This window comes from Pseudomonas sp. TSO6 (assembly GCF_056098905.1).
Genome location: NZ_JBLZWV010000038.1, coordinates 18,978 through 43,781 on the forward strand (window position 1 = coordinate 18,978; position 24,804 = coordinate 43,781).

The 24,804-nt window shown below is 60.8% G+C and carries 15 protein-coding genes and 1 pseudogene; 8 read left to right on the forward strand and 8 right to left on the reverse strand.

All coding sequences use genetic code 11. The features are described from left to right. Positions 1 to 12: 12 nt before the first annotated feature. Positions 13 to 948 (reverse strand): LysR substrate-binding domain-containing protein, encoded by a 936-nt coding sequence (locus tag ACN6NG_RS17830; protein ID WP_063425779.1) that lies wholly within the window; start codon positions 946 to 948, stop codon positions 13 to 15. Between the two features lie 134 nt (positions 949 to 1,082). On the opposite strand from ACN6NG_RS17830, the gene ACN6NG_RS17835 reads away from it, so the two are divergent. From ACN6NG_RS17835 to ACN6NG_RS17855, 5 genes and pseudogenes are all read left to right on the forward strand, one after another. Beyond that, entirely contained in the window at positions 1,083 to 2,384 is a 1,302-nt protein-coding gene (locus tag ACN6NG_RS17835; RefSeq protein ID WP_197898405.1) for an NAD(P)/FAD-dependent oxidoreductase, read from the forward strand. A 41-nt stretch (positions 2,385 to 2,425) separates the two neighbouring features. Beyond that, positions 2,426 to 3,514, forward strand: coding sequence for a polyamine ABC transporter substrate-binding protein (locus tag ACN6NG_RS17840; protein ID WP_063425775.1), 1,089 nt, complete (start codon positions 2,426 to 2,428; stop codon positions 3,512 to 3,514). A 174-nt stretch (positions 3,515 to 3,688) separates the two neighbouring features. Beyond that, the gene (locus tag ACN6NG_RS17845) at positions 3,689 to 12,334 is read left to right on the forward strand and encodes a glycoside hydrolase family 94 protein (RefSeq protein ID WP_474315270.1); all 8,646 of its coding nucleotides are present in this window, start codon (positions 3,689 to 3,691) and stop codon (positions 12,332 to 12,334) included. Positions 12,335 to 12,426: 92 nt separating this feature from the next. Then, positions 12,427 to 13,152, forward strand: a complete 726-nt coding sequence (locus ACN6NG_RS17850; RefSeq protein ID WP_063425771.1) for a Crp/Fnr family transcriptional regulator — start codon at positions 12,427 to 12,429, stop codon at positions 13,150 to 13,152. An 80-nt stretch (positions 13,153 to 13,232) separates the two neighbouring features. Further along, positions 13,233 to 13,469, forward strand: a pseudogene (locus ACN6NG_RS17855) (hypothetical protein); the annotation flags it as partial. A gap of 324 nt (positions 13,470 to 13,793) precedes the next feature. Here the strand turns inward: ACN6NG_RS17855 and ACN6NG_RS17860 are convergent. The 4 genes from ACN6NG_RS17860 to ACN6NG_RS17875 form a co-directional block, all read right to left on the reverse strand. Further along, positions 13,794 to 14,330, reverse strand: coding sequence for a super-infection exclusion protein B (locus ACN6NG_RS17860; RefSeq protein ID WP_474315273.1), 537 nt, complete (start codon positions 14,328 to 14,330; stop codon positions 13,794 to 13,796). A gap of 99 nt (positions 14,331 to 14,429) precedes the next feature. Further along, positions 14,430 to 15,023, reverse strand: coding sequence for a hypothetical protein (locus tag ACN6NG_RS17865; protein WP_474315275.1), 594 nt, complete (start codon positions 15,021 to 15,023; stop codon positions 14,430 to 14,432). 783 nt (positions 15,024 to 15,806) lie between these two features. Next, complete coding sequence (locus ACN6NG_RS17870) at positions 15,807 to 17,528, reverse strand: ATP-binding protein (RefSeq protein ID WP_474315277.1); 1,722 nt, start codon at positions 17,526 to 17,528, stop codon at positions 15,807 to 15,809. Then, a complete protein-coding gene (locus tag ACN6NG_RS17875; RefSeq protein WP_474315279.1) occupies positions 17,525 to 18,829 on the reverse strand; it encodes an SIR2 family protein in 1,305 nt (434 codons plus the stop codon). Before ACN6NG_RS17875 ends, ACN6NG_RS17870 begins: the two co-directional genes overlap by 4 nt. Before the next feature lie 346 nt (positions 18,830 to 19,175). Here ACN6NG_RS17875 and ACN6NG_RS17880 point away from each other — a divergent pair, with 346 nt between their 5' ends. Then, a complete protein-coding gene (locus ACN6NG_RS17880; protein ID WP_235549832.1) occupies positions 19,176 to 19,754 on the forward strand; it encodes a hypothetical protein in 579 nt (192 codons plus the stop codon). A 538-nt stretch (positions 19,755 to 20,292) separates the two neighbouring features. On the opposite strand, the gene ACN6NG_RS17885 is transcribed toward ACN6NG_RS17880, so the two are convergent. Beyond that, positions 20,293 to 21,072: a MetQ/NlpA family ABC transporter substrate-binding protein gene (locus tag ACN6NG_RS17885; protein WP_474315281.1), complete on the reverse strand. Its 780-nt coding sequence runs from the start codon at positions 21,070 to 21,072 to the stop codon at positions 20,293 to 20,295. Further along, complete coding sequence (gene solA / locus ACN6NG_RS17890; protein WP_474315283.1) at positions 21,069 to 22,244, reverse strand: N-methyl-L-tryptophan oxidase; 1,176 nt, start codon at positions 22,242 to 22,244, stop codon at positions 21,069 to 21,071. The genes ACN6NG_RS17885 and solA overlap by 4 nt, the downstream gene beginning before the upstream one ends. A gap of 246 nt (positions 22,245 to 22,490) precedes the next feature. Here solA and ACN6NG_RS17895 point away from each other — a divergent pair, with 246 nt between their 5' ends. Both ACN6NG_RS17895 and ACN6NG_RS17900 read left to right on the forward strand, forming a co-directional pair. After that, entirely contained in the window at positions 22,491 to 23,084 is a 594-nt protein-coding gene (locus ACN6NG_RS17895; RefSeq protein WP_474315286.1) for an N-acetyltransferase family protein, read from the forward strand. Then, entirely contained in the window at positions 23,081 to 23,440 is a 360-nt protein-coding gene (locus ACN6NG_RS17900) for a cupin domain-containing protein (protein ID WP_016500267.1), read from the forward strand. Before ACN6NG_RS17895 ends, ACN6NG_RS17900 begins: the two co-directional genes overlap by 4 nt. A 193-nt stretch (positions 23,441 to 23,633) precedes the next feature. Here the strand turns inward: ACN6NG_RS17900 and ACN6NG_RS17905 are convergent, their stop codons facing one another. Then, entirely contained in the window at positions 23,634 to 24,767 is a 1,134-nt protein-coding gene (locus tag ACN6NG_RS17905) for an aminotransferase class V-fold PLP-dependent enzyme (RefSeq protein ID WP_474315288.1), read from the reverse strand. Positions 24,768 to 24,804: the final 37 nt, after the last annotated feature.

The window sequence follows — 24,804 nt, forward strand, 5'->3', positions numbered from 1 at the left end:
GGCGCATGTCGATCAATCCAGGTTTACAGGCCGGGGCCGGTGTTCTTGCAAAACCGTCTGTTCCACCTGCTGCTCGAACCACTTCAGCACGGCTTGGCAGGCGGGGTGGGCAACGCCGCTGTCCCTTAGCCACAGGGCATACACCCCGCCAGTCTTCAGCGCCTCGCCGAAGGGCACCACCAGGTCGCCGCGCACCAAGGCATCGTGGGCCAGCATGCGGTCAGTCATGGCGATGCCCATGCCGCGGCCTGCCGCGTCCAGCGCCAGGTCGTCCAGATTGAACAACAGCTCTTGGTACTTGTGCTCGGCCGGGGCCTGCTGGGCCTTGAGCCACAGGTTCCATTCGTAGCGCGAAGTGGAGCCGTGGATCAGCGCATGGTCGACAAGCTCCGCCGCGCACTTGGGCGGGGCGCGGCCGTCGCCCAGCACGGGCGCACAGACTGGGATGAGGTACTCGTCGAACAGCGGCGTCAACGGGCGTTCGTCCAGGCCGCCTGGTAGGTAAAGCACATATGCGTCGCAGTCGCCGCCGGTGTCTACCAGGTCGCCGCCGACCGTTTCAATCGACAAGGTCAGGCCTGGGTTGAGCGCATAGAACGAGGTCAGCCGCGGCAGCAGCCAGCGTACCGCCAGCGACACGAACATGCGCACGCGAAATGGGCGGTCCAGTGGCGTCGGCGCCAGCTTTTCCTCCAGCGTGCGCAGGGTTTGCAGCATGCCCTTTGCCACCCCGTACACCTCATGCCCATGGGCGGTCAGCGCGACCTTGCGGCTGGTGCGGTCGAACAACGTTGTGTGGAAATGCTCCTCAAGTTGCTGGATCTGCCGGCTGATGGCGCTCTGGGTCAGGTGCAACTGGCGTGCAGCCTCGGTGAAGTTGCTGGTGTCGGCTACCCGGACCAGGGCCTGCAACGCCTGGAACGATGGCACACGAAGGTTTTTATCCATGCAAATTCCGAATGGATGAATGAATTATTAGCGTTAGAAATTGCGCTTTGACCCTCGTAAATTGGAGCCAAGACGCGCTTTCGCGGGCAATAGCCAATAACGCCTGTGCATCGATACTGAAGGAGTGACACGCAATGAACAACCACTGTGGCTGGATTGCGCTGGCCGGTGAATTGCCGCAGCGGCCGAGCCTGCAAGGCATTCATAAGGCCGATTGGCTGATCATCGGCGGTGGCATAACCGGCCTGTCCGCAGCCCATGCCCTGGCCCGCCGTTTTCCGTCGCAGCGGATCGTACTGCTGGAGCGCCAGCGGGTCGCCCAGGGCGCTTCGGCACGCAACTCTGGGTTTGTGGTCAGCCACGAGCTGCCAGGTGCTGGCGAACTGATCGGTACACCTGGCTTTTCCGGCTACCAAGTCGCATCGCGCATCGGTGTCGCAGCGGGTAATGAAGTGCGCCAGCAAATCCAGGCGCTGGCTATCGACTGCGAGCTCAGCGACCACGGCTACCACTTCGCGGTACACGAGCCTGCCCATTTGCAGCAGGCCGAGCAGGCACTGGAAACCCTGCGTGCCGTGGGTGCCCAGGCAAGCTACCACGAGGGAGAAGCGCTGCAACGGCGCCTCGGGACCGCGTTCTATTCACGCGCGATCCATTGTGCGGGCGGCAACGGCCTGATGCAGCCGGCGCGCTACGTCAAAGGGCTGGCCGACGGCCTGCCAGAGCAGGTGAAAGTGTTCGAGCAAAGCGCTGTGACCGACTTGCGCCGTCGTCCTGGCAAGGGCTGGACTGCCCGCACCGAGGCTGGCGAGGTCGAGGCCCGGCAAGTACTGGCCTGTGTCGGTGCGTTCCTGCCCAGGGTCGGGCTCAAGCGCAGCGGCACTTTCCCGCTGGAGCTGAGCGCAAGCATCACCCGCCCGTTGACCGGGGCGCACTGGCAGCAGCTGTTTAACGACCAGGGCTGGGGCGTGCTGTCTACCCTGCCGGGCGGCTGCACCCTGCGCCTGCTGCCGGGGCGCCGCCTGCTGATTCGCAACACCGTGGAATACCGTCAGCACGACATCGACAACCGTGGCCTGGCAGTACGCCAGGGTGCACACCTGCAGGGTTTGCAAAAGCGCTTCCCCGGCATCACCGCGCAGGATCTGCAATACACCTGGACCGGCCACCTCAGCGGCACCCGCACAGGCGAGCCGTATTTTGCCCGGGTCGCCGACGGCCTGCATGCCGTGGCCGGCTGCAATGGGTCCGGCGTTGCCCGCGGCGCCTTGTGGGGCCGCTTGCTGGTCGAAATGGCACTCGGCATCGACTCGCCGTTGCTCGGCGACGTGCTGGCTCAGGCCAGCCCTGGCTACCTGCCACCCAGACCGTTCTTCGACCTGGGCGCCAAGGTGCGCATGGCCTGGGAAGTACGCCGCGCGCGGCTGGAACGCTGACATTCAAACTACCTCGCAAACAAGAACAAGAGAGCTATCCCATGATCAAGCACACTTGCGTGGCCCTGTTGTCCTCAGCATTGCTGGCCGCGGCAGTGCAGGCCGAAGAGCGGGTCAACATTGCCAACTGGAGCGGCTACATTGCCGACGACACCCTGGCCGAGTTCACCCGGCGCACGGGTGTCCAGACCACCTACGACCTGATCGATAGCAATGAAACCACCGAAGCCAAGCTGATGACCGGCAACAGTGGCTACGACTTGGTGAGCCCGTCCAACCACTTCCTGCCGCGGCTGATCAAGGCGGGTGCCATCGAGGAGCTGGACCGTAGCAAGCTGCCTGGCTGGCACAACCTCGACCCGAAGCTGATGAAGATCCTGGAGACAAGCGACCCGGGCAACCGCTATGCGATCCCGTATATGTGGGTTACCACCGGCATCGGCTACAACGCCGACAAGATCAAGGCCATCTTCGGCAGCACCGAGGTGACGCAATCCTGGAGCCTGCTGTTCAAGCCGGAGAACATCCAGAAGCTGAGCCAGTGCGGCGTGGCGTTCCTCGACAACCCGACGCAGATCATCTCGATCACGCTCAGGACCCTGGGCCTGGACCCGCACAGCGAAAAGCCAGAGGACCTGAAAAAGGCCGAAGCGGCACTGCTGGCGGTGCGGCCCTACATCAGCTATTTCCATCAGTCCAAGTACGTCAGCGACCTGGCCAATGGCAACATCTGCGTAGCGATCGGCTTCAGCGGCGATGTGCTGCAGGCCATGGGCAGCGCGCAGCAGGCGGGCAACGGGGTGAACCTGGGCTACAGCATTCCGCACGAGGGCTCGACCGTGGCGGTGGACATGGTGGTAATGCCCAAGGGCGCACCGCATCGGGAGAATGGGTATGCGTACCTGAACTACCTGCTGGAGCCGAAGGTGATCGCCAGTATCAGTAATACGGTGAAGTACCCCAACGGCAATGCGGCGGCGCTGGAATACATCACGCCTGAGCTGCGCAACAACCCGGCGGTCTACCCGCCCGAATCGGTCCTCGATACGCTGTTCCCGATCAAGACCTTGTCGCCGGCAGGGATGCGCTCGAGTACCCGGCTGTGGACACGAGTGACTAGCGGGAAGTGATGTAACGAGCAAAATTCGTCCAGCCCCTCCATGGTGTGCCACAGCGACGCGTTGGACATCGGCGATACAGCCCGTGCGCAGGCCAAGGCGGGTCTGTTCGCTACCGTACAGACGCTGCCCGGGCGATCGCAGCAGACTGAATGCTGAAAGGCCAGATCGGTAACCCGGCATACCATGGACAATCCTTGGCTTCTCGCACGCAGCTACCTTCGGCGCCTGTACGCCCATGCGGGGCGCTGGCGCTCGCCCCGGCACACCTTCACCTATGAAAGCCTGCTGCGCTCGGAGCTGTACAACGCTGACCAGATGGCCGAGCACGGTCTGCGGCTGGCCCATCAGCACCGTTTGAGCCAGCGGCCAGCCAACGACGCCCTGCTTGACCGCCTGGCCGACAACGAACGCATGCTCTCTGCAAGCTGCACCGCCCTCGCCGCCGCCCTGCCCGGCCCCCGCCCGGCGCTACCCGCCGCGCAGTGGCTGCTCGACAACTTTTACCTGGTCGAAACCCATATCCGCATTGCCAAGCACGACCTGCCGGCCAACTACAGCCTGCAGCTGCCGCAGCTGGACAACGGCGCCTCCACCGGCCTGCCGCGTGTCTACGACATTGCCCTGGAGACCATTTCCCACGGTGACGGGCGGATCGACGCTGAGAGCTTCAGCCGTTTCGTCGAGGCTTATCAGCAGGCCTGCACCCTGACCCTGGGCGAGCTCTGGGCCATCCCGATCATGCTGCGCCTGGCCCTGATAGAAAACTTGCGCCGTGTAGCGGCGCGGGTCATGGCCAACTGGGCTGACCGCGACCTGGCCAATGTCTGGGCCGACCGGCTTGGCGAAACCGCCGAGCGCGACGCCAAGAGCGTGGTGCTGGTGGTCGCCGACATGGCCCGGTCGCAACCGCCGATGACCGCCGCCTTCGTCGCCGAGCTGGCCAGGCGGCTGCAGGGCCACAGCGCTTCACTGACCCAGCCGCTGCTGTGGGTGGAGCAGATGCTCAGCGAGTCGGCGCGCAGCATCGAGGGCCATGTCCAGCTCGATGCCCAGCAGCAGGCCATTGACCAGGTGTCCATCAGCAACAGCATTGGCAGCCTGCGCTTGCTGTCGACCATCGACTGGAAGCTGTTCGTCGAACACCTGAGCCATGTCGAACAGGCGCTGCACCGCGACCCGGCGGCCATTTACCCCGCCATGGACTTCACCAGCCGTGACCACTACCGGCACAGCGTCGAGCGCCTTGCACGCCACAGTAAATTCAGCGAGCCCGCCGTGGCGCGCACGGCGATCGAGCTGGCCCAGACAGCAGGCGCCGCGCCGGGTGAACCGGCTGGGCACGTGGGCTTCTACCTGGCGGGGGCCGGCCTGCCGTTGCTGGAGCAGCACCTGGCCGCGCGGGTGCCGCTGGGCGAGCGCTGGCAACGCCTGCTGCACCGGGCGCCGCTGGCATTCTACCTGGTGCCAGTGGCACTGCTGTCGTGCCTGCTGGCCTGGGGCTTCATACGCGCCATTAGCCTGGAGGGCTGGCATTTGGCGGTGCTGGCCGCCATGGCCCTGCCGGTTCTGCTGAGCACCAGCCGCCTGGCCATCGGCCTGGTGAACTGGCTGGTGACCTTGACCGTCAAGCCTTCCTTCCTGCCACGGCTGGACTACACGGACGGTATTCCCGAGGACGCCCGCACGCTGGTGGTAGTGCCCACCCTGCTGGCCAATACCGGCGATGTCGAAGAACTGGTCGAAGGGCTGGAAGTACGCTTTCTGGCCAACCGTGATGAGCACCTGCACTTTGCCCTGCTCAGCGACTTCATGGATGCCCGTGAGCAGACCCGGCCCGAAGACGAGGCACTGCTCGACCTGGCCAGCGAAGGGATCCGGGCCCTCAACCGCAAATATCCAAGCCCGGGCAGTGCGCGCTTTTTTCTGTTTCACCGGCCACGCATATGGAACGCCGCCGAGCGCTGCTGGATGGGCCGCGAGCGCAAGCGCGGCAAGCTCGCCGAATTGAACGCGGTGTTGCGCGGCCACGGCCACGCGTGCTTCATGCGCATCGTCGGCAACCTGCAAGCACTTGGCCACGTGCGCTATGTAATCACCCTGGACACCGACACCCAATTGCCTCGCGGTGCCGCCCGGCAATTCATCGGCGCCATGCAGCACCCGCTCAACCGCCCTCGCTTCGACGCACACACTGGTCGCCTCGACGCAGGCTACGCGATTCTACAACCGCGGGTGGGCATCAGCCTGCCCAGCGTGTCGCGCTCGCGCTATGCGCGCCTGTTTGGCAGTGACGCCGGTGTCGACCCCTACACGCAGGCCGTTTCGGACGTTTATCAGGACCTGTTTCTAAGTGGCTCCTTCATTGGCAAAGGCATCTATGCGGTGGATGCTTTCGAGCAGTCACTGGAGGGCCGTTTTGCCGACAACCGTGTACTCAGCCATGACCTGATCGAAGGCTGCTACGCGCACTCGGGCCTGCTCAGCGATGTGCAATTGTTCGAAACCTACCCGGCCCGCTACAGCGCCGACAGCAAACGCCGACACCGCTGGATACGCGGCGACTGGCAACTGCTGCCGTGGCTGGTGCCCTGGCTGCACACCGGCACCCATGGCCTGGCGCTAAGCCCGCTCAGCGCCTTGTCGCGCTGGAAGATTTTCGACAACCTGCGCCGCAGCCTGGAGCCGGCGGCACTGCTGACGCTCCTGCTGTGGGGTTGGCTGGCCAGTGCCACGCCGCTCGCCTGGACACTGGCCCTGCTGGCCTTGCTGCTGACGCGCCCAGTGCTGGACTCGCTGCTCGAACTGCCGGGCAAGGCCGCTGATGTCCCTGTGTCAGAACACGTGCTGGCAGCGTTGCACACCTCGGGCACCTATTTCTTGCGGGCCGGCCTTTCACTGGCCTGGTTACCCTTCGAAGCCTGCTACAGCCTGGATGCCATCCTTCGCACCTTGTGGCGGCTGGCCGTCAGCAAACAACGTCTGCTGCAATGGAACCCCTCACGCGAGGACGAGCGCTGCAGCGCAGATACCCTGCGGGCGGTGTATCGCCAGCAATGGGGGCAACCGGCCTTGGTGTTTGTGCTGACCGGTGCCTTGGCGATGCAGCCGACGGTACTGCTGATTGCCTCGCCGGTGCTTGCCCTGTGGCTGCTCGGCCCGGCGCTGGCCTGGTGGCTCAGCCGCCCGAGTGACCGGACCGCCCTCACGCCGGGCAGCGAAGACCTGGTCTTCCTGCATCGACTCGCACGCGCCAACTGGGCCTTTTTCGACAGCTACGTCGGCCCTGCCGACAACTGGCTGCCACCCGACAACATCCAGGCGCCGCCCTTCGCCAACATCGCTCACCGCACCTCACCGACCAACATGGGCATGGCCCTGCTCTCGCACCTGGCGGCCCATGACTTCGGCTACCTCAGTACGGGCCGCCTGTTCGAACGCCTGGCCTGCATGCTCGACAGCATGGCTCGCCTGGAGCGCTTCAAAGGGCACTTCTACAACTGGTACGACACCCAGGCCCTCAAGCCGCTGTCTCCGCTGTATGTCTCGAGCGTGGACAGCGGCAACCTCGCCGCCCTGCTGTTGACACTCAAGCCCGGCCTGCTGGAAATGGCCGACACGCCCCAGCTCGACCGGCGACTGACCCAGGGTTTGCTCGACACCCTCGACACGTTGCTGGACGCCTATGCCCGCACAAGCGCGGACACCCAGCCAATCACAGCCCTGCGCGAGCAGGTGCGGCTAGCCCATGGCCAAGTGGGCGACGTATACGCCACGCTGTTGCCGATGCTAGTCGATCAGTTGCAGCCGCTGATCACGCGACGGGCTGCCTTGGCGCCTGGCACAGAAGCTGCTGACGATTGTACTTTCTGGCTGAATGCCCTGAATGAGCAATGCCTGGACCTGAGCCGCGAACTGCAGCAGCTGCAATTGCCCCCCGGTAACGATCAGGCACCCCACGCTCCGCTGACCTGGCGCCAGCTGGCACAGCTCGACGCAGACCAGTGGCCGCCCCCGGAGCGCCTGGCGGTGGCCAACGTCAGGGCAGTCGCCCGCCAGCGCATCGCCCAGGCACAGGCCCTGGCCAGCCGCATTGAAGCGTTGGCCAGCATGGACTTCACCTTCCTGTACGACAACCACCGCGACCTGTTCGCCATCGGCTACAACGCCGACGAACACCGCTTGGACACCGCGTTCTATGACCTGCTCGCGTCCGAGATGCGCCTGACCAACTTCGTCGTCATCGCCCAGGGCCAGGTGCCCCAGGACAGCTGGTTTGCCCTGGGCCGGCTGCTCACCAGCAATGCCGGCGTGCCTGTGTTGCTGTCCTGGTCCGGCTCGATGTTCGAGTACTTGATGCCGCTGCTGGTGATGCCGAACTATGAGGGCACGCTACTCGACCAGACCTGCCACGCCGCCGTCAAACGGCAGATCGAACACGGCAAGCTGTCGGGCCTGCCCTGGGGTGTCTCGGAATCGGCCTACAACGCACTGGACGCACATTTCAACTACCAGTACCGGGCGTTCGGCGTACCAGGGCTGGGCCTCAAGCGTGGCCTGGGTGAAGAGCGCGTGGTGGCGCCCTATGCCAGCGCACTGGCCTTGATGGTGGCGCCCGCTGCCGCCTGCCGCAACCTGCAACGGCTGGCCACCCTTGGCCTGGCTGGTCGCTTCGGGCTCTACGAGGCCGTGGACTACAGCGAGGCACGCCTGCCCCCCGGGCAAGACGCCGTCGTGGTCCGCTCGTTCATGGCCCACCATCAGGGCATGAGCTTCCTCGCCCTGACCGCTTTGCTGCTGAACAAGCCCATGCAACGGCGCTTCGCCTCCGACCCGCAGTTCCAGGCCAGCATGCTGCTGTTGCAGGAGCGCGTGCCGAAAACCGCTGCGCCCTACCTGCATACCCTCCAGGCCCCCGCCGAGGACACCGCCGAGCGCGACCCCGAGGCACGGCTGCGGGTGTTCAAAGAGCCGAACCGTGCGCAACCGGCCGTACAACTGCTGTCCAACGGCCGCTATCACGTCATGGTCAACCACGTGGGCAGTGGCTACAGCCAGCGCAATACGCTGGCGGTGACCCGCTGGCGCGAAGACGCCAGCCGCGACGACCTGGGCAGCTTCTGCTACCTGCGCGATGTCGCCAGCGGCGCCTACTGGTCCACCTCCTACCAGCCGACACGGCACCGCACACAGCTCCAGGAGGCGATTTTCAGCGACGGCCGCGCGGAGTTTCGCGTGCGCGAACGCGACTTCGACTGCCATACCGAAATTGCCGTATCGCCCGAAGACGACATCGAGCTGCGACGCCTGCACCTGACCAACCATGGCGACCTGCCCCGCACCCTGGAGCTGACCAGCTACGCCGAAGTGGTGTTGGCACCGGCCTTGAGCGATGCCCTGCACCCGGCTTTCAGCAAGCTGTTCATCCAGACCGAACTGATCCGCCCGCTGCAAGCCATTCTCTGCACGCGACGGCCGCGCTCGCAGCAGGACGCCGTGCCATGGATGTGCCATGTGCTCGCGGTGCACGGCGCCGACATCGAGGCTCTGTCCTACGAAACCGATCGGGCCCGCTTTATCGGCCGAGGGCGCACCCTGGCCCGGCCGGCGGCCATGGACCCAGAAAACGAGGCGTTGTCCGGTAGCGCGGGAGCAGTACTGGACCCGATCGTGGCCATCCGCTGCCGCATCACCCTGATGCCCGGCCAGGCGACCACGGTCGACTTGGTCACAGGCGTCGCCGACAGCCGCGGCGCCTGCCTGCAGCAAGTCGCCAAGTATCGCGACCGGCACTTGGCCGATCGGGTGTTCGACCTCGCCTGGCCGCACAGCCAGGTATTGTTGCACCAGCTCAACGGTTCGCTGGCCGACGCCCGGCTGTTCGAGCAGATGGCCGCCTCGGTGCTGTACCCCAATGCCAGCCTGCGGCCCAACGCAGCGTTGCTGGCCAGCAATCGGCGCAACCAGTCCGGCCTGTGGGGCCAAGGGGTGTCGGGCGACCTGCCGATCGTGCTGGTACAGATCGGCGACCCGGCCAACATTCATCTGGTCAAGCAAATGGTGCTGGCCCATGCCTACTGGCGCCAGAAGGGGCTCGCGCTCGACCTGCTGATCTGGAACGAAGACCAGGCCGGTTACCGCCAACAACTGCAGGAGCTGATCATGGGGATCGTCACCTCCGGCAGCGAAGCGGCCCTGCTCGACCGCCCCGGCGGCATCTACGTAAGGCCTGCGCAGCAACTGTCTGCCGAGGACCGGCTGCTGACTTTGTCGGTAGCCCGGCTGGTGCTCAACGACAATCTCGGCACGCTGGAAGAGCAACTGCACCTGCGCCGCCAGCCAAAGGTCCCGCCGGCTGTTCAGGCCAACCCTGCAAGCCGACGGCCGGCACCTGCCAGCCACTCGCCGGCCGAGCAACCCACAGTGATGCTGGGCAACCGTTATGGCGGGTTCAGCACCGACGGCCGCGAGTACGTCATTGCGCTGCCACCCGGCTCATCGCCACCGGCGCCATGGGTCAACATCCTGGCCAACCCGCACTTCGGCAGCGTGGTCTCCGAGGCCGGCAGCGCTTACACCTGGTATGAGAACGCCCACGAGTACCGGTTGACGCCCTGGCACAACGACCCGGTTACCGACGCCAGTGGCGAAACCTTCTACCTGCGCGACGAGGACACCGGCGAGTACTGGTCACCCACGCCGCAGCCCTGCCCAGGCCCTGGCCGTTACTGCACCCGCCACGGCTTTGGCTACAGCGTATTCGAATATACCGAGCAAGACCTGCGTTGCGAGCTGTGGGTGCATGTGGCACTGGATGGCCCGGTCAAGTTCAGCCGGCTCAAACTGCACAACACTTCGGCACGGGTACGTCGGTTGTCGGTGACCTGCTTCGTCGAGTGGGTGCTGGGCGACCTGCCGAGCAAAACCGCCATGCACGTTGTCAGTGAGCCCGACCCTTTCAGCGGCGCGCTGTTTGCCCGCAACAGCTACTCAGTGGAATTTTCCACGCACGTGGCGTTTCTCGATTGCGACCTGCCGATACAGGGCATGACCTGTGATCGCGGCGAATTCCTGGGGCGCAACGGCGATTGCCAGGCGCCTCTGGGTATGCGCCAGTCACGGCTGTCGGGGCGTACCGGCGGCGGTCTGGACCCCTGCGCGGCATTGCAGGTGGCGCTGCAGCTGGAGCCTGGCGAAAGCCGGGAGGTGGTGTTCCGCCTGGGCGCCGCCCGGGACGCCCGCGCCGCTACCCGCTGCGTGCAGCAGTACCGGGGGTTGCAGGCCGCCATGGACGAGTTCGACAAGGTCAGCGCCTACTGGCGGCGCACACTGGACACCGTGCAGATCGAGACGCCGGAACCTGCACTGGACGTGCTGGCCAACGGCTGGTTGATGTACCAGGTCATCGCCTGCCGGTTCTGGGCACGCAGCGGCTTTTACCAGTCTGGCGGTGCCATCGGTTTTCGCGACCAGCTGCAGGACAGCATGGCCATGGTCCATGCCGCGCCGGCGGCGGCGCGTCAACACCTGCTGGCCTGCGCTGCGCATCAGTATGCCGAAGGCGACGTGCAGCACTGGTGGCACCCACCGCTGCAACGCGGTGTGCGTACCCGCTGCTCCGATGACCTGCTGTGGCTGCCGCTGGCCGCCAACCGCTACGTAGAGGCCACCGGGGATTACGCCGTGCTGGACGAGCCAGTCGGCTATCTGGAAGGCCGCGCGCTAAACGCCGGGGAAGAGTCCTACTACGACCTGCCTGGCCACTCGGCCCTGGTCGAGAGCCTGTACCAGCACTGTCAGCGCGCCCTCGCCCACGCCTTGCAATGCGGGGCCCACGGCCTGCCGTTGATGGGCAGCGGCGACTGGAACGACGGCATGAACAGGGTCGGCGAACAAGGGCAAGGCGAAAGCGTGTGGCTGGGCTTCTTTGGCCACGAGGTGCTGCGGGCATTCGGCTGCGTCGCCTTGCGCCAGGGCGACAGCGCCTTTGCGTTGCGCTGCACCACCCAGGCCGCCGCACTCGCCGAAAAACTGGAAGCGCACGCCTGGGACGGCGGTTGGTATCGCCGCGCCTGGTTCGACGACGGCCAGGTATTGGGCTCGGCGAGCAACCAGGAATGCCGCATCGATTCGCTGTCGCAGAGCTGGGCAGTGCTGTCGGGTGTCGCTTCGCCCGAACGCGCCCGCCAGGCCATGGCGGCGCTGGACAGCCACCTGGTACGCCGTGACATCGGCATCGTCAAACTGCTCGACCCACCCTTCGACCAGGGCCAGCTGGACCCTGGCTACATCAAGGGCTACCTGCCTGGGGTACGTGAAAACGGCGGGCAGTACACCCATGCGGCCATCTGGGCGAGCATGGCCTATGCGCAGCTGGGCGACGCCGACAAGGCATGGGAGCTGCTGCGCCTGATCAACCCGGTACACCAGGGCTGCGACGCGCTGATCGATACCTACAAGGTCGAACCCTATGTGATGGCCGCCGACGTCTATGCGGTTGCGCCCCACGCCGGGCGGGGTGGCTGGAGCTGGTACACCGGCTCTGCCGGCTGGATGTACCGCTTGATCGTCGAAAGCCTGCTGGGCCTGCAACGCAGTGGCGACACCCTTAGCCTGCAGCCGCTGTTGCCGGCAGGCTGGCCGGGTTATGTCCTGCATTACCGCTTTGGTAGCACCCACTACCGCATCGAGGTACGCAACGGCAACGGCAGCGAGCTGAGCCTGAGCCTGGACGGCGAGCGGCTTGCCGACGCCAAGCTGCGGCTGAAGGATGACGGGTGCGAGCACCATGTCATCGCCGAGTGTCGGGCCTGCACGTTGCCTGCCATCTGAACCGTTGGGCGCGTCACGGCAGCGCTGGCGCAAGCCTTGGCCGCGCTAGGCTAAGCTTGTTCCGACAGCCGCTGCCATCGATGGTCCCACGCATGCAACACACGGTAAAACCCCAGAACAACCACTTGCTGGCTGCCCTGTCGCCAGAGGCGTTCAGCCGGTTGGCGCCGGACCTGGAGCACGTCAACCTGCCCTTGGGCAAGGCGCTGTACGAGTCCGGCGACACCCTGTGCCACGTCCACTTCCCGGTCGATGCCATCGTTTCGCTGCTGTATGTGATGGAAAACGGTGCCTCGGCCGAAATATCGGTGGTCGGTAACGAAGGGCTGGTCGGCATCGCCGTGTTCATGGGTGGCGAAAGCACCCCCAGCCGGGCCATCGTGCAAAGCGCCGGGCATGCCTACCGTCTGCCCGTGCAAAAGATCAAGGACGAGTTCAACCGTCATGGCGAGTTGATGACCTTGATGCTGCGCTACACCCAGGCACTGATCACCCAGATGGCCCAAACAGCGGTGTGCAATCGCCATCACTCCATCGACCAGCAATTGTGCCGCTGGTTGCTGTTGTCGCTAGATCGCCTGCCAGGCGACCGCCTGTGCATGACCCAGGAACTGATCGCCAACATGCTCGGCGTGCGCCGCGAGGGTGTGACCGACGCCGCCGGCAAGTTGCAGCGCCTGGGGGTGATCGAATACAACCGCGGGCAGATCAGGGTGCTGGACCGGGCACGCCTGGAACTGCTGAGTTGCGAATGCTACGCCGTCGTGAAGAAAGAAACCGAGCGACTGCTGCCTTACATGCCAGCCCCTCATGGATGAAGCCCTGCCGGTCGCCCTCTCCTTGGCTTTTTCGAGACTTCATCCTTGGAACACGCAAACCCCTCGCCTCACACCACCGCCCGCTGCTGAGCCAGAAGCTGTCGCAAGCCGACCTGCGCCTGGCCACGGCGCTGACCTCCGCCCGCATCGTCGCGGCGATCGTGGTCAAGGACCTGACCGAACGCGACGGGCGCGTCAATGTCAGCCTCGGCGCGCTGACAACGGTATTCGGGTTGGGCGCCGCGCTCAGCCCGGCCATCGCCGGGCAGGTGGTGCAGGGCGCGGGCTACGATGCAGCGTTCCTTTCTGTGGGAGCGGGTTCACCCGCGAACACCGGCGAAGCCGGTGCCATGCAGCGCGTCGCATCATTCACGGCGGTTTGACGCCTCGATAAAGCCGCACTGGTACCGCACACAGTTTTACAACGCCGTATCTGCCTGCTGTAGAGCCTTGGGGAAGGCAGCTACAGGTCGATCGCCGGCCGTCGTGACTGGCTGGTTTCGACCCATAGCCGCCTTTCGCGACATGCGGCTAACGGCCAAAAGCAGGAGCTGACGATTAAGAGCACGTAAGTCCAAAAGCGCAGCGTTAAGACGCCCAGCGGACGAAGTCGGTGATAGTTGAGGAAATTGTTGGCCTTACTACCTAAACCCAATTTTTTGCCTTGGGGTTTGAGGTTGACCCGCATACCCGTCTAGTAAGTGAGGATTCAGCTCTAGGTATTGGCGAGCCCACGGCTGCAAATTAAATGCAAAGCCATCGACGAGGCTCCCAACGCTTGAGGCTAAATATGTAATACCCTTCGACCTTAACCCAGCCATGACCCCATCTTCCATTCCAACATGAACGGTGTTTTGTTGATTTTCAAGGTATGGAATCAGATAACCCTTTTCTTCTGGAGTTAAGCCATGAAGCAATTCTTGACGTGATTTGGTTACCTGTCTTTGCTCATACCGCTGTTTAAAGGAAGTAAATATTCTGGCAACGCAAAACGAAAGCACAAACAAGAATGCGGGACCTAAATATACTCGGAAATCCTTACGAAACCCATCAACAGCAACGGTACTAGCATAGTCCTCTGGCAGGAACAGGATTAGTCCCAAAACCGTTAGAATTGCCACTAAGAATGCCGCTGGTATTTTTCTAAAATACTCAGCAATTTCTGTTATTTTCTCCATGACTATACAGTCCCTTATGTGGTGCAAGTTTTTGGTTGAGGCGCGTGCTCCAACCCGCCCCGGCAAAGGCATCAAACGACTTGAAGAATTTTCGACGCACTACAACAATGCGGATATACCAGCAATAAATGGACCAAATACAGTGATGTGCGCAGAGACGTTTTGCATAAAGTCCCTGTATGCTTCTGTAAAGCCACCTTTCTGGTGGCTGACGGCGAGTGCTTGCACATTATCTACTAGCCTTGCCTCGGTTTCACTATCGAAGCCATTAGACTTAATTGCCGAGATCAAATCAGCGAAGATAGCCGGCTCGTTATAGTTAGTTGTTATGCTTGCTGTGGCGTCAGCAGAGTTAATATTAATACTGGAACCAGAAACACTGCTTATGTGAATGCCTGCTACTTGTTTGATTGCCTGAATACCATTTTCCATTTTATAGAGATCGCTATCTTTCAGCATCTGCAGGGTTATGCGCACCGCCGCCAATAACCTCTCTTGACTTTTGAAAAGAGAAACCATCTGATCCACAGACCAGAGATTGACGTCGTATTTATTGTATGTGTTTTTTGCAGTGATTGGCACGTCTTGATTGTAACCACCATAAACCCAAGAGCTTTTGAATGCTTCGACAATTGCCGTGAGCGTTGGATATCTACTGAAGTCATAATTTATAGCAAGCAGAGAATCGTACATGTAGATCGCCATGTCTCGACCATCTGCATACAACGCCTCTACTAGATACCGCTCCTGATGTGGGATTCTCGATACAAACCGGAAGTCCTCTTCATTTTTGAAGTGACTCCAGTTCTTTTCGCACACCCTAAACTCCTCTCCGATCGATAAAAGCCTAGATATGTAAGGCGCTACAGGCTCAAGATCCCTTCTGATATTCAACCTTGCCTCCAAATGCTAACACTTAGTTAATACTCCTTGTCGATGCGTAGCCTTCAAACCAACTGAATGGATCGTTTGAAACGCGACATTGGCAAGTAGAAAAGTCGACAGAATTTATACTGATATTACGAAGTCGCCTGCTGTATGTCCATGCCGATTATGGGGAGGGCCCTGCGTGCCTCTTCTCTCCGTTAGCTACCTTCCGTGAATGGCAGCTATGGGTCGAAAGCCGTCAGTGAAAGCCTGCAGCTTTCGACCCATAGCTGCCGTTCACCCTAACCGCTACCGGCCAGGAGCTACCATCAAGAGGCTACGAATTTAGGGGCGATTCAAACGACCCGAAGCAGATTCCATACCTTGCAATTTGTGGATCTTGGGTCTGCCGGCAGGAAAGCAGTTCTAACTTCCAAGCCGTGAGTCCAACGCCCTGCGCGCTTGCTCAGACTCATCCAATGCTTTGGTTAAGGCATTCATCAAGACAGAAGTAAAAGTCGTTTTGGATGGAGCACTGGGATCGGTGCGCAACTTGTTCATCACCAGGTTGCTCACGCTCTGATCGGGGCATGCCCCATACGCATCAGTTCAGTGCCCCGGTGATCCCCAGCTACTCTGGAAGCTTGGCCCATCCGATATGGGAGGTTGGGTTGGTCGACTGATTTGAATCGTAACCGGGATCGGGAAATCCACACCCACCATCGCTACCTCGCCTTGCTTAAGATTCGGCAGAAATGCTGCAGCGGAGCGATCAATCTCACCGCACGCTCGTTCAACGACTTCACGGTCACGGTCGTTCGTGAGCCGGTGGACGAGCAGGGTACCCATCTGACTCAGCACGCCTTCGGTTATGTCGCGCGGTCGCTGGGTCGCCAGGCAAATGTTCAGCCCGTATTTTCGACCCTCCTTCGCGATCAGTTCAAAGGCATCCAGATTCTGTAGGTCATCCTCGTTTCCGACGGTTTTGCCCAGAAAATTATGGGCCTCGTCTAGGATGGTGATTAGCGGCCTTTTCCTGAAAACCTCACCGCGGGCTCGCTGCAGTAGAAGTCTGCCGATAACGTTGGCCACAACCTCACGGGCGTTGAACTCGTATCCGATTGAGCTCAAGCAGACCCTGAACAGTTTCTTGTCGCTGTTAATGAAGTTGTCCAGTTGATCTACGAAACTGGGAAGGCCGGCAGCGGGACTGAAGACGCAGCCCAGCGACGGCGATTCCATCACGCCGAGGATGCGGGTCATCAGGGATGAGCAGTGTGAGATCTCGTTACTTGCACCCCCAAAACGCTCTGAGTCGTTGAAAGCGGTCGGGTAGCAACACTCCTGCACCAACTGAGGTACCAGCTTGCGAGGGTTAAATGGCGTTGTTGGATTTCCTACCAGGCTTGCATTGTTGCCTCTGTTCATGGCCTCGCGATAGACCTCTTTCGATTGGTCTACCTTCCAGACGATGTGCTTCGGGAACAGATCAGGTGCGAGATGTACTAGTCGGAGGCTTTTGATCGCCTCCCTCAGCTTAGGGCCTTGGGTTTTGCCCGATGGCTGGAAGAGGGCTATGAAGTCGGACTCGGTGAAGCTCGTCGGCGGAATCGCGACCTCTACAGAGCCTCCAGCCAGGTGGAGAGGGCTGCCAAGGTGGCAATGAACCGTGTCATCGCCAACGAGCGATCGGTATTCGCCCGTGGCATCGATCAGCACGACTTTGGCTGAGAAGCGGCGACACTCCTCGATCAGCTTGGATGTCGTCCAGCTCTTGCCTCCGCCTGTGGAACCCAGGATTGCACAGTGCCGTCCGAATATTTTTTCGGGAGTGACGGCAATAGGAAATCCGCCATCCCCGGCAACGTGACCAAGACTCAACGCTACCTCAGGTGGCGCACCGTCTATCCCCGTTGAGGTCAACAAAGGGATCTGGGAAATAAATTCTCCGGGGGCGGAGTAGACCCGATCGCCAAGTCGTGGGTATGAGCTAACTCCTGCTGTGACTCGCAATGAATGCGGGTTTACGGAGCCCAGAAGGCGTATGAAGCCGATTGCATCGATTTGGCGGCTACCGGCAAAGTCCTGTGAAATCTCCGAGCGATCCCTGTCAGGCAGCGTCACCTCAGTTATGCGCCCTAGCAGCACTGCTTGCTGGCCTTCAACGAGCACAAGCTCGCCGACCTCACCTTTGCCGTAACGGTTGTGGCCCAAGTACTGGCCGCTCACATTCCCGGCATGCGCCAGGTTCGTCTTTACCAGGTGGGCACTCACACTCGATACCACACCAATTTTGAGATTGCTGGCCAGAATCCCGTCGAGAGCACTCATGCGTTTTGGCTCCCCAGGCGCCTGACGGCATTCGCCAACTGCTCTGCTGGTGAAGCTGTTCTCAGGTGCGGAATGTGGCTGACCAGATCGCTGAACGAACCACTGACGAAGTGGATGTCCAGGCCACGCTTGGCGAGGTCATGGAATCTGCCCCAATAGTCGCTTGAGCCATGGTGTCCCCGGTTATGCAGGTGCGTGATGCATTGGAAATCGCAGAGTATGAGTTTCAGGCTCGGGTTAGATTGGATGGCTGAGAAGATTGGCTCGGAGAGGTGATCATCGTTGAAGCCAAAGCCCGCCACGATGAGGCAACTGTTGGGCTGACGCAGAAACTCTAGGTAGCGCGACAGAAGCTCTAGGTGAGGCTGCAGGAATGCCTGCTGGTATTTGCCTTTGGCTGGGTAGATGAGGCACGCGTTCGCAGGTGTAGGCGCTGTGTCCTCATAGATGTCTTTTCCCTCTCTGCTCCAACTGACCGATCCATGCAACTTCAGTAGCTGGAACACACCTTCGGCGAACTCATGACCTTCCACCTCTCGCCTGACGATGTCGTAGCTGAAATGCTTTCCATCGAACCGCCGCCTACGGGTATAGGAAAATCCATCAATGGCCATCATCCCGAGGTCAGAGGCTGCTGTCTCGAAGCACATGTCATAGTTTGTGGTAAAGACCTTCAGGCGAGGATCTCGGACTCGTCGTCTCGCCAGCTTCTGCAGCAACTGCCTGTATGCAGAAATTTCGGCGTTCGGGGCCCGCAGGAATGCCGAGCATGCATCCAGGATGACTGCTTTGACATCGCTGACGAACCCTTCAACGGTCATGTCTTTGTTGAAGGCGAGATAGGCGTCGCACTGAGAAAGGAAGTGCTCGATGTTTGGATTGATGATTTCTTTGTACCGCACCACATCCATCACGCGCGCTGCCGCTTCAGTGAGATCCCCTGAGCCGGGTGTGCACATGGAGCGCTTCCATAGATCCCACATGCTTGGCCCGCCTGGTGCACCAAGCGAAGTCCCACTTCCTGCCAAAAAGCCAAGATTGGGAACTTGCAGTGCCGCAGCGAGCATGTCCGACAGCGCTGTGCGGTTGGAAACGATCCTCGCAGGGTCAGGTGTTGGTGCGCCCTTGAGGACGATATAGGCTTCTTCATTCAAAGGCGCCCAATCAGATGCCCCTGGTGCCAAGTAGGCCTGAAGGCCCTTGCGGTTGGCATCAAGCTCCACAGGTTTGTCAGCAGGTGGCGGGGGGGCTACGGCATCTTCAGAAGAGGTTGCGGCTGGTGGGGCGCTTTCGTTGGACATCAACACGATCCTTGAAGGTGTGGCGTATCCCGATGGCGTGCTATGGGCCAGTCGAGTGCGCGTGATGAAACCTGTGGGCAACGCAGTGTTGGCATAATGACATCGGTGCTAAGACGCCGGAAGGGCATTATGTCTCGCCTTTATCAAATCCCTCTCGAGGTCGAGCATTTTCTCCTAAATGGCAACCGGCCTCGACAGCCCTAAACATCCTACCGGGCATTCTCAGGATGTGGAGGACGTCATAGATCCGCATGCTGCAGGTGCGTACATCGCGTACTGTAAAAAAGCAAGGTAGACCATCATGGGCCCCGGTCAGGGCCTTTCGGATAGGGGTTTAGGAGGTGAAATGGCTTGGAAAATCGAGCAGTGGATGCGGGATGTGTTCCCTGGTGCAGATAGAATTTACGAAGATTATCGAGGACTGCCGAGACGTGAGCTAGCTATTACTGCCGGCGCGGTTCTCGATCTCGCACTTGTCGAAATTCTATCCATGACGCTGACAGGGCCAGAGCAGGAAATACATTCGTTTCTAGGCATTAACGGCGATGGCCGTGCACCGTGTGGCTCGTTTGGTGCCAGGATCCAACTCGCGTTGCTCCTGTCGATAATCTCTGAAAGGGATGCCGCGATCCTCAGAGCGATCAAGAATATTCGGAATCAGCTCGCCCATCAGGTCAATGTAGATTTTGACTCTTCATCGGTTCTACCTCTGCTTAATAAGCTCAATGACAATTTTCAAGAGCTAGCGGATAGCTTGAAGGCGTCAGGGAGTCTTTCAAGCGCATCCCGTTCAGCGTATTCAATCAAGCCTTTTTTAGCCACGGAAGCTGAGGCCGGAGCTGGATTGTTGCTGGTCACTTTTTGCATCTACCAGGCATACCTGCATCGCATTTATGAACGGTTGTCCACCACTAAACAGGGCTGATTTCCTGAATGCGGTAACGTCTGTTACGGGTTGAAAGCTGCCGGCCGTACATGGATGCTTTTTTCGACCTATAGCTGCTCCTTGGGAACGACCGCTTTGGGTCGATACCGGCCGGTCTGGGAAGACCGCTTTCGCCCCATCGCGCCCTGCAAAGCTAAACGGCGCGTAGCCATGAGAAGCCATGAGAATGGCAACCCAGGATTGAAACTCGCCCAGTCCTTGCCCTCTTGACCTGCCAAGTGAACTCATCCGCCAAGCTGTGACGCGTACAGGATGGGGATCGCGTCGAGGAAATGAAATATCTCAGGCATCGGGAAGGTTGGCTTCCAACCAGTGTTCCAATCGTTCCATCAATGTGTTCATCTCGAGCGTCCCTACGGGCGGTTATTCCTGGTCTGAATCGGTACGGGAAACGTGGCGGAAGGTCGTCTCCTGCTTTAAGGACGACCTTACCGGTATCGGGCCACCATGTGCACGGAGAAGTGAGCCGTCGTGATCTGATTCGTGACGGCTCGGTTTGAGATGTCAGTTCAAGCGATCAGAACGCCGGCACCACATCGCCGTGATAACGCTCAAGGATGAACTGCTTGACCTGAGGCGAGTTCAACAACGCCCCAAGCTTCTGCACAGCCGGGTCGCTGGCTTTGTCCCTGCGCACGTACAGGTAGTTGGCGTACGGCGATTCCGAGCTTTCGATGAACAGCGCATCCTTGTGCGGCACCAGCTTGGCTTCCAGCGCGTAGTTGGCATTGATCAGCGCCATGTCCACCTGGCCCAGCACGCGCGGCAGCATGGCCGCTTCAAGCTCCTTGAACTTCAGGTGCTTCGGGTTGCTGGTGATGTCGCCGGCGGTTGCCATGATGTTGCTGGGGTCTTTCAGCGTGATCAGGCCCTGCTTCGCGATCAGCAGCAGTGCGCGCCCGGAGTTGGTGGGGTCGTTGGGAATGGCAACGGTGGCGCCGTCTTTCAGCTCGGCTACCGATTTGACCTTGTTCGAGTAAGCACCGAACGGCTCGATGTGAACGGCTACAACCGGTACCTGATCGCTGCTTGGGCGGTCTTTCTTGTAGGCCTCGTAATACGGCTTGCTCTGGAAGTAATTGGCATCCAGCCGCCCCTCGTCCACCTGGCGATCCGGCTGGATATAGTCGGTGAATACCTTCACCTCCAGCTCAACGCCCTGCTTGGCCAACTCCGGTTTGAGGAACTCCAGAATCTCGGCGTGAGGCACAGGCACCACGGCAATCTTGAGCGTTTCGGCCTGTGCAGAGCCGAGGGAGGCAGCCAGCAGGGCAAGGGAAAGTGCAATACGCTTCACAGGGTTTTTCCTTCGAATCGTTCAAGGGTGAAAGAGGACAGATCAAGGTCGGTAGTGCCGCGTGTGCACCACTGCGCGAAGGCTTCGCCCAAGGCCGCCGAGTGTTTGAAACCGTGGCCAGAGCAGGCAGACACCACCAGGGTGTGCTTGAGGGTGGGGTGTTGGTCGATGATGAAATGCCGGTCCGGGGTGACGGTGTAGGCGCAAACGGCCGACTTGAGGACCTTGTTTGTGACCCCGGCAATACGGCCCTGCACCTGCTGCTGGTACATCTCGAGTTCTTCCACGGCAGAAACCGTGCGGTCCAGCAGGTCGGGCTGCGAGGCCGTATGGTACTGGGCCGTGGCGATTTTCAGGCTGCCCTCGCCGGGCTGCGCAGGGAAGCCGTAGTTGATTTTGTCGTCTCCCCGCCCATGGGTGAGGATGAACGTGGGCGACGCGCCCTCAAGGCCCGCGCCGTCTTCGAGCTCAAACCAGAACAGCCTCTGCCGGTAGACACTCAGCAACCGGTCGAAGGGCTCGCCCAACAACCCGCCGGCCCAGTTTCCGGCGCTGAACACCAGCTTGCGGGCTTTGACCTTGCGCAGGTCGGTCGTAACCGTCACGCCCTGTTCATCCGAGCTGATCTGGGTAACCGTTTCGCCTGTGTGCAAGGTCGCGCCGTGCTGCACCGCCAAACGCAACTGCACCTCGATGCAGCGTTCAGGGCGCACGAAACCACCGCCCGGTTCGAAGTAACCGATCGCGTCATCGCGTACGTTGGCGAATTGCGGGAAGCGCTGGCGGATCTGCTCGGCGTCGAGCACTTCGTGTTCGATCCCGTAGGTCTGGGCCAACCCTATGGTGCGCAGGGTGAAGTCGGTTTTATCGTCGGGGTCGAATTCGGGGCTGGAGGTGAGTGCGAGCAAGCCGGACTGTTCGAACAACGACTCGCCAGACTGCGCCTCCAGATCACGCCAGATCTGCTGGGCCCTCTTCACGATAGGCACGTACTGCGCACCCTCCCCCACGGACAGCCGGGTAATGCGCGTATCACCGTGGCTTGAGCCAAAAGTATGCGGGGGCTGGAAGCGGTCGATGCCCACCACATCGACACCCGCCTTGGCCAACTGATACGTGGTGGCGGCGCCCATGGCGCCCAGACCGATGACAACTACTTCACAGTGCTCCACGGACAGCGCTCGCTCAAAAAGGCGCTAGTTGAAAACACAGGGTCTGAGGTGACAAAGAATTAAAAGGTATATGGTTATACCTTAGTGCATTGGACGGCCACGTGCCGTTGAGCATGGGCCAGCGTCGCACGAAGTGCTGACGGTGTTCGCCCAGAGCATGATGGGAACTGTTGAACCCGTCTACCCTGCCCCCTGCCAAAGGCGTAATCCTCGAAAACTACCCCCTATCCCTTATGAGCACTGTTCATGCCTATCGACTTCAGGCCCGCCCAAGCCTCGGACGCGCACGATATTGCGCGCTTCTTTCAACTGACATCGGAGGGCATGGCCGATTACATATGGAGCAAGCTTGCCGCACCTGGGGAAGCGTTGCTGAGTGTCGGTGCGTCTCGCTATGCGAGGGAACAGGGCGACTTTTCCTACAAGAACTGCCTGATGGCCACTTTCGAAGGGCGCGTGATCGGCATGATGCATAGCTATGCCTTGAGCGAGGCCCCTGACAGGCCTGTCGAGACAGACCCGGTGCTCGCGCCTTATGCCGACATGGAAGTACCCGACACCTTGTACATATCCAGCCTGGCCCTGGATGAGGCCTGGCGCAGCCAGGGGCTGGGCGTGCAGTTTCTTCGCCACGCCCAGCAGCGTGCTGAGGACGCTGGCCTGGCTGGGCTATGCCTGATCGATTATGCAGAAAACCACGGTGCACGCCGCTTCTACGAACGTCACGGTTTTCAGATTGTTAAAACCTGCCAGATCGTTGCGCACCCGATGCTGGGCGTAACCGGTGAAGCCTATTTGATGTATCGCCCCACCCACAACGTGCTCGAGAAAAAGCCATGAACAAGAAACTGACCGTGTTCCGCGAGCTGGATATCCAACCGGTGCGCGACCTTCCCTTTTTTGAAGAGGTGCTGGAAGGCACCCCTCATACGCTGACGTCCAAGTACTATCACGATGAACAGCAAGGGCGCATTTCCGGAGAATGGGAAGCCAGCACCGGGGCCTGGCGCATCGACTACAAAGTGTGGGAGTTCTGCCATGTCCTGAGTGGACGCTGCGTCATCGAACTTGAAGGTTGCGCCCCCCTCACACTGGCCGCTGGCGACACGTTCATTATCGAACCGGGCGCCAAGGGCAAGTGGACCGTGCTGGAAGACATGAAAAAGAACTTCGTGATCCTCTTGCCCGCGAACTAGGCACGGGTCGCATTTCATCGAGCGCAGCTCAGATCACTGTAGGAGCGGGCTTGCCCCGCGAACACCGGCGGAGCCGGTGCCATGCACCGCGTGGCCCCATTCGCGGGACAAGCCCGCTCCGACAATGACCATTGCGCTCTGCGTGACAGCGCCCCATAGCAGGCAGCCCTGACGGGCTGCAGCCAAGAAGGGCTCAGCTCACCATCACTTCGTCCAGTGCCTGTTCAAGGGTGCTGACCGTGCGCTCGATATTGTGCAGCTTTTCAAGCCCGAACAGGCCGATACGGAAGGTCTGGAAGTCGGCCGGTTCGTCACATTGCAACGGCACCCCGGCGGCTATCTGCAGGCCGTGTTCGGCAAATTTCTTACCGTTCTTGATGTCGGCATCATCGGTATAGCTCACCACCACGCCTGGGGCCTGAAAGCCGGCTGCGGCCACGCTTTTAATGCCTTTGCCGGTCAACATGGCACGTACCCTATCGCCCAGCGCCTGCTGTTCAGCGCGGACCTTGTCGAAACCGTAGGCTTGCATCTCGTTCATCACGTCGTTGAACCGCGCGAGCGAATCGCTGGGCATGGTGGCATGGTAGGCGTGCCCGCCCTGTTCGTATGCCTGCATGATCTGCAGCCACTTTTTCAGGTCGCAGGCAAAGCTGCTGCTCTGCGTCTGCTCGATGCGCTCGAGGGCCAAAGCACTGAGCATCACCAGCGCGCAGCAAGGGGAAGCGCTCCAACCTTTTTGCGGTGCGCTGATCAGCAGGTCGACTGCGCACTTGTGCATATCAACCCACAGCGTGCCTGAGGCGATACAGTCCAGCACGAACAGCCCCCCCACTGCATGCACGGCGTCGCCAATAGCCCGCAAGTAATCATCGGGCAGGATAATCCCGGATGAGGTTTCAACGTGGGGGGCGAAGACGATTTGCGGCTTGTGCGCCTCAATGGCCGCCAGCACTTCGTCCAGAGGCGGCGGCGCGTAGGCTGCCTGGCGACCCGCGTCGACGGGCCGCGCTTTCAGCACCGTGGTAGCCGCCGGGATGTTGCCCATCTCGAGGATCTGGCTCCAGCGATAACTGAACCAACCGTTGCGGATCACCAGGCATTGCTGGCCGGTGGCAAACTGCCGCGCTACCGCTTCCATGCCGAATGTACCGCTGCCCGGCACTACTGCAACCGCCTGGGCGTTATAGACCTGTTTCAGGGTGCTGGAAATGTTCTTCATCACGGCTTGAAATGCCTGCGACATGTGATTGAGCGAGCGGTCGGTGTAGACCACTGAGTACTCGACCAGCCCCTCAGGATCAATACTTGGATATAACTTTGACATGCGGTGATTCCTTTGGCAGAGATGTCATTGGTATGGA

What these genes read in the sequence shown, in the direction of transcription:
- ACN6NG_RS17830 (WP_063425779.1), bottom strand. Translation starts at nt 948, where the DNA reads ATGGATAAAAACCTTCGTGTGCCATCGTTCCAGGCGTTGCAGGCCCTG.
- ACN6NG_RS17835 (WP_197898405.1), top strand. Translation starts at nt 1,083, where the DNA reads ATGAACAACCACTGTGGCTGGATTGCGCTGGCCGGTGAATTGCCGCAG.
- ACN6NG_RS17840 (WP_063425775.1), top strand. Translation starts at nt 2,426, where the DNA reads ATGATCAAGCACACTTGCGTGGCCCTGTTGTCCTCAGCATTGCTGGCC.
- ACN6NG_RS17845 (WP_474315270.1), top strand. Translation starts at nt 3,689, where the DNA reads ATGGACAATCCTTGGCTTCTCGCACGCAGCTACCTTCGGCGCCTGTAC.
- ACN6NG_RS17850 (WP_063425771.1), top strand. Translation starts at nt 12,427, where the DNA reads ATGCAACACACGGTAAAACCCCAGAACAACCACTTGCTGGCTGCCCTG.
- ACN6NG_RS17860 (WP_474315273.1), bottom strand. Translation starts at nt 14,330, where the DNA reads ATGGAGAAAATAACAGAAATTGCTGAGTATTTTAGAAAAATACCAGCG.
- ACN6NG_RS17865 (WP_474315275.1), bottom strand. Translation starts at nt 15,023, where the DNA reads ATGTACGATTCTCTGCTTGCTATAAATTATGACTTCAGTAGATATCCA.
- ACN6NG_RS17870 (WP_474315277.1), bottom strand. Translation starts at nt 17,528, where the DNA reads ATGAGTGCTCTCGACGGGATTCTGGCCAGCAATCTCAAAATTGGTGTG.
- ACN6NG_RS17875 (WP_474315279.1), bottom strand. Translation starts at nt 18,829, where the DNA reads ATGTCCAACGAAAGCGCCCCACCAGCCGCAACCTCTTCTGAAGATGCC.
- ACN6NG_RS17880 (WP_235549832.1), top strand. Translation starts at nt 19,176, where the DNA reads ATGGCTTGGAAAATCGAGCAGTGGATGCGGGATGTGTTCCCTGGTGCA.
- ACN6NG_RS17895 (WP_474315286.1), top strand. Translation starts at nt 22,491, where the DNA reads ATGCCTATCGACTTCAGGCCCGCCCAAGCCTCGGACGCGCACGATATT.
- ACN6NG_RS17900 (WP_016500267.1), top strand. Translation starts at nt 23,081, where the DNA reads ATGAACAAGAAACTGACCGTGTTCCGCGAGCTGGATATCCAACCGGTG.
- ACN6NG_RS17905 (WP_474315288.1), bottom strand. Translation starts at nt 24,767, where the DNA reads ATGTCAAAGTTATATCCAAGTATTGATCCTGAGGGGCTGGTCGAGTAC.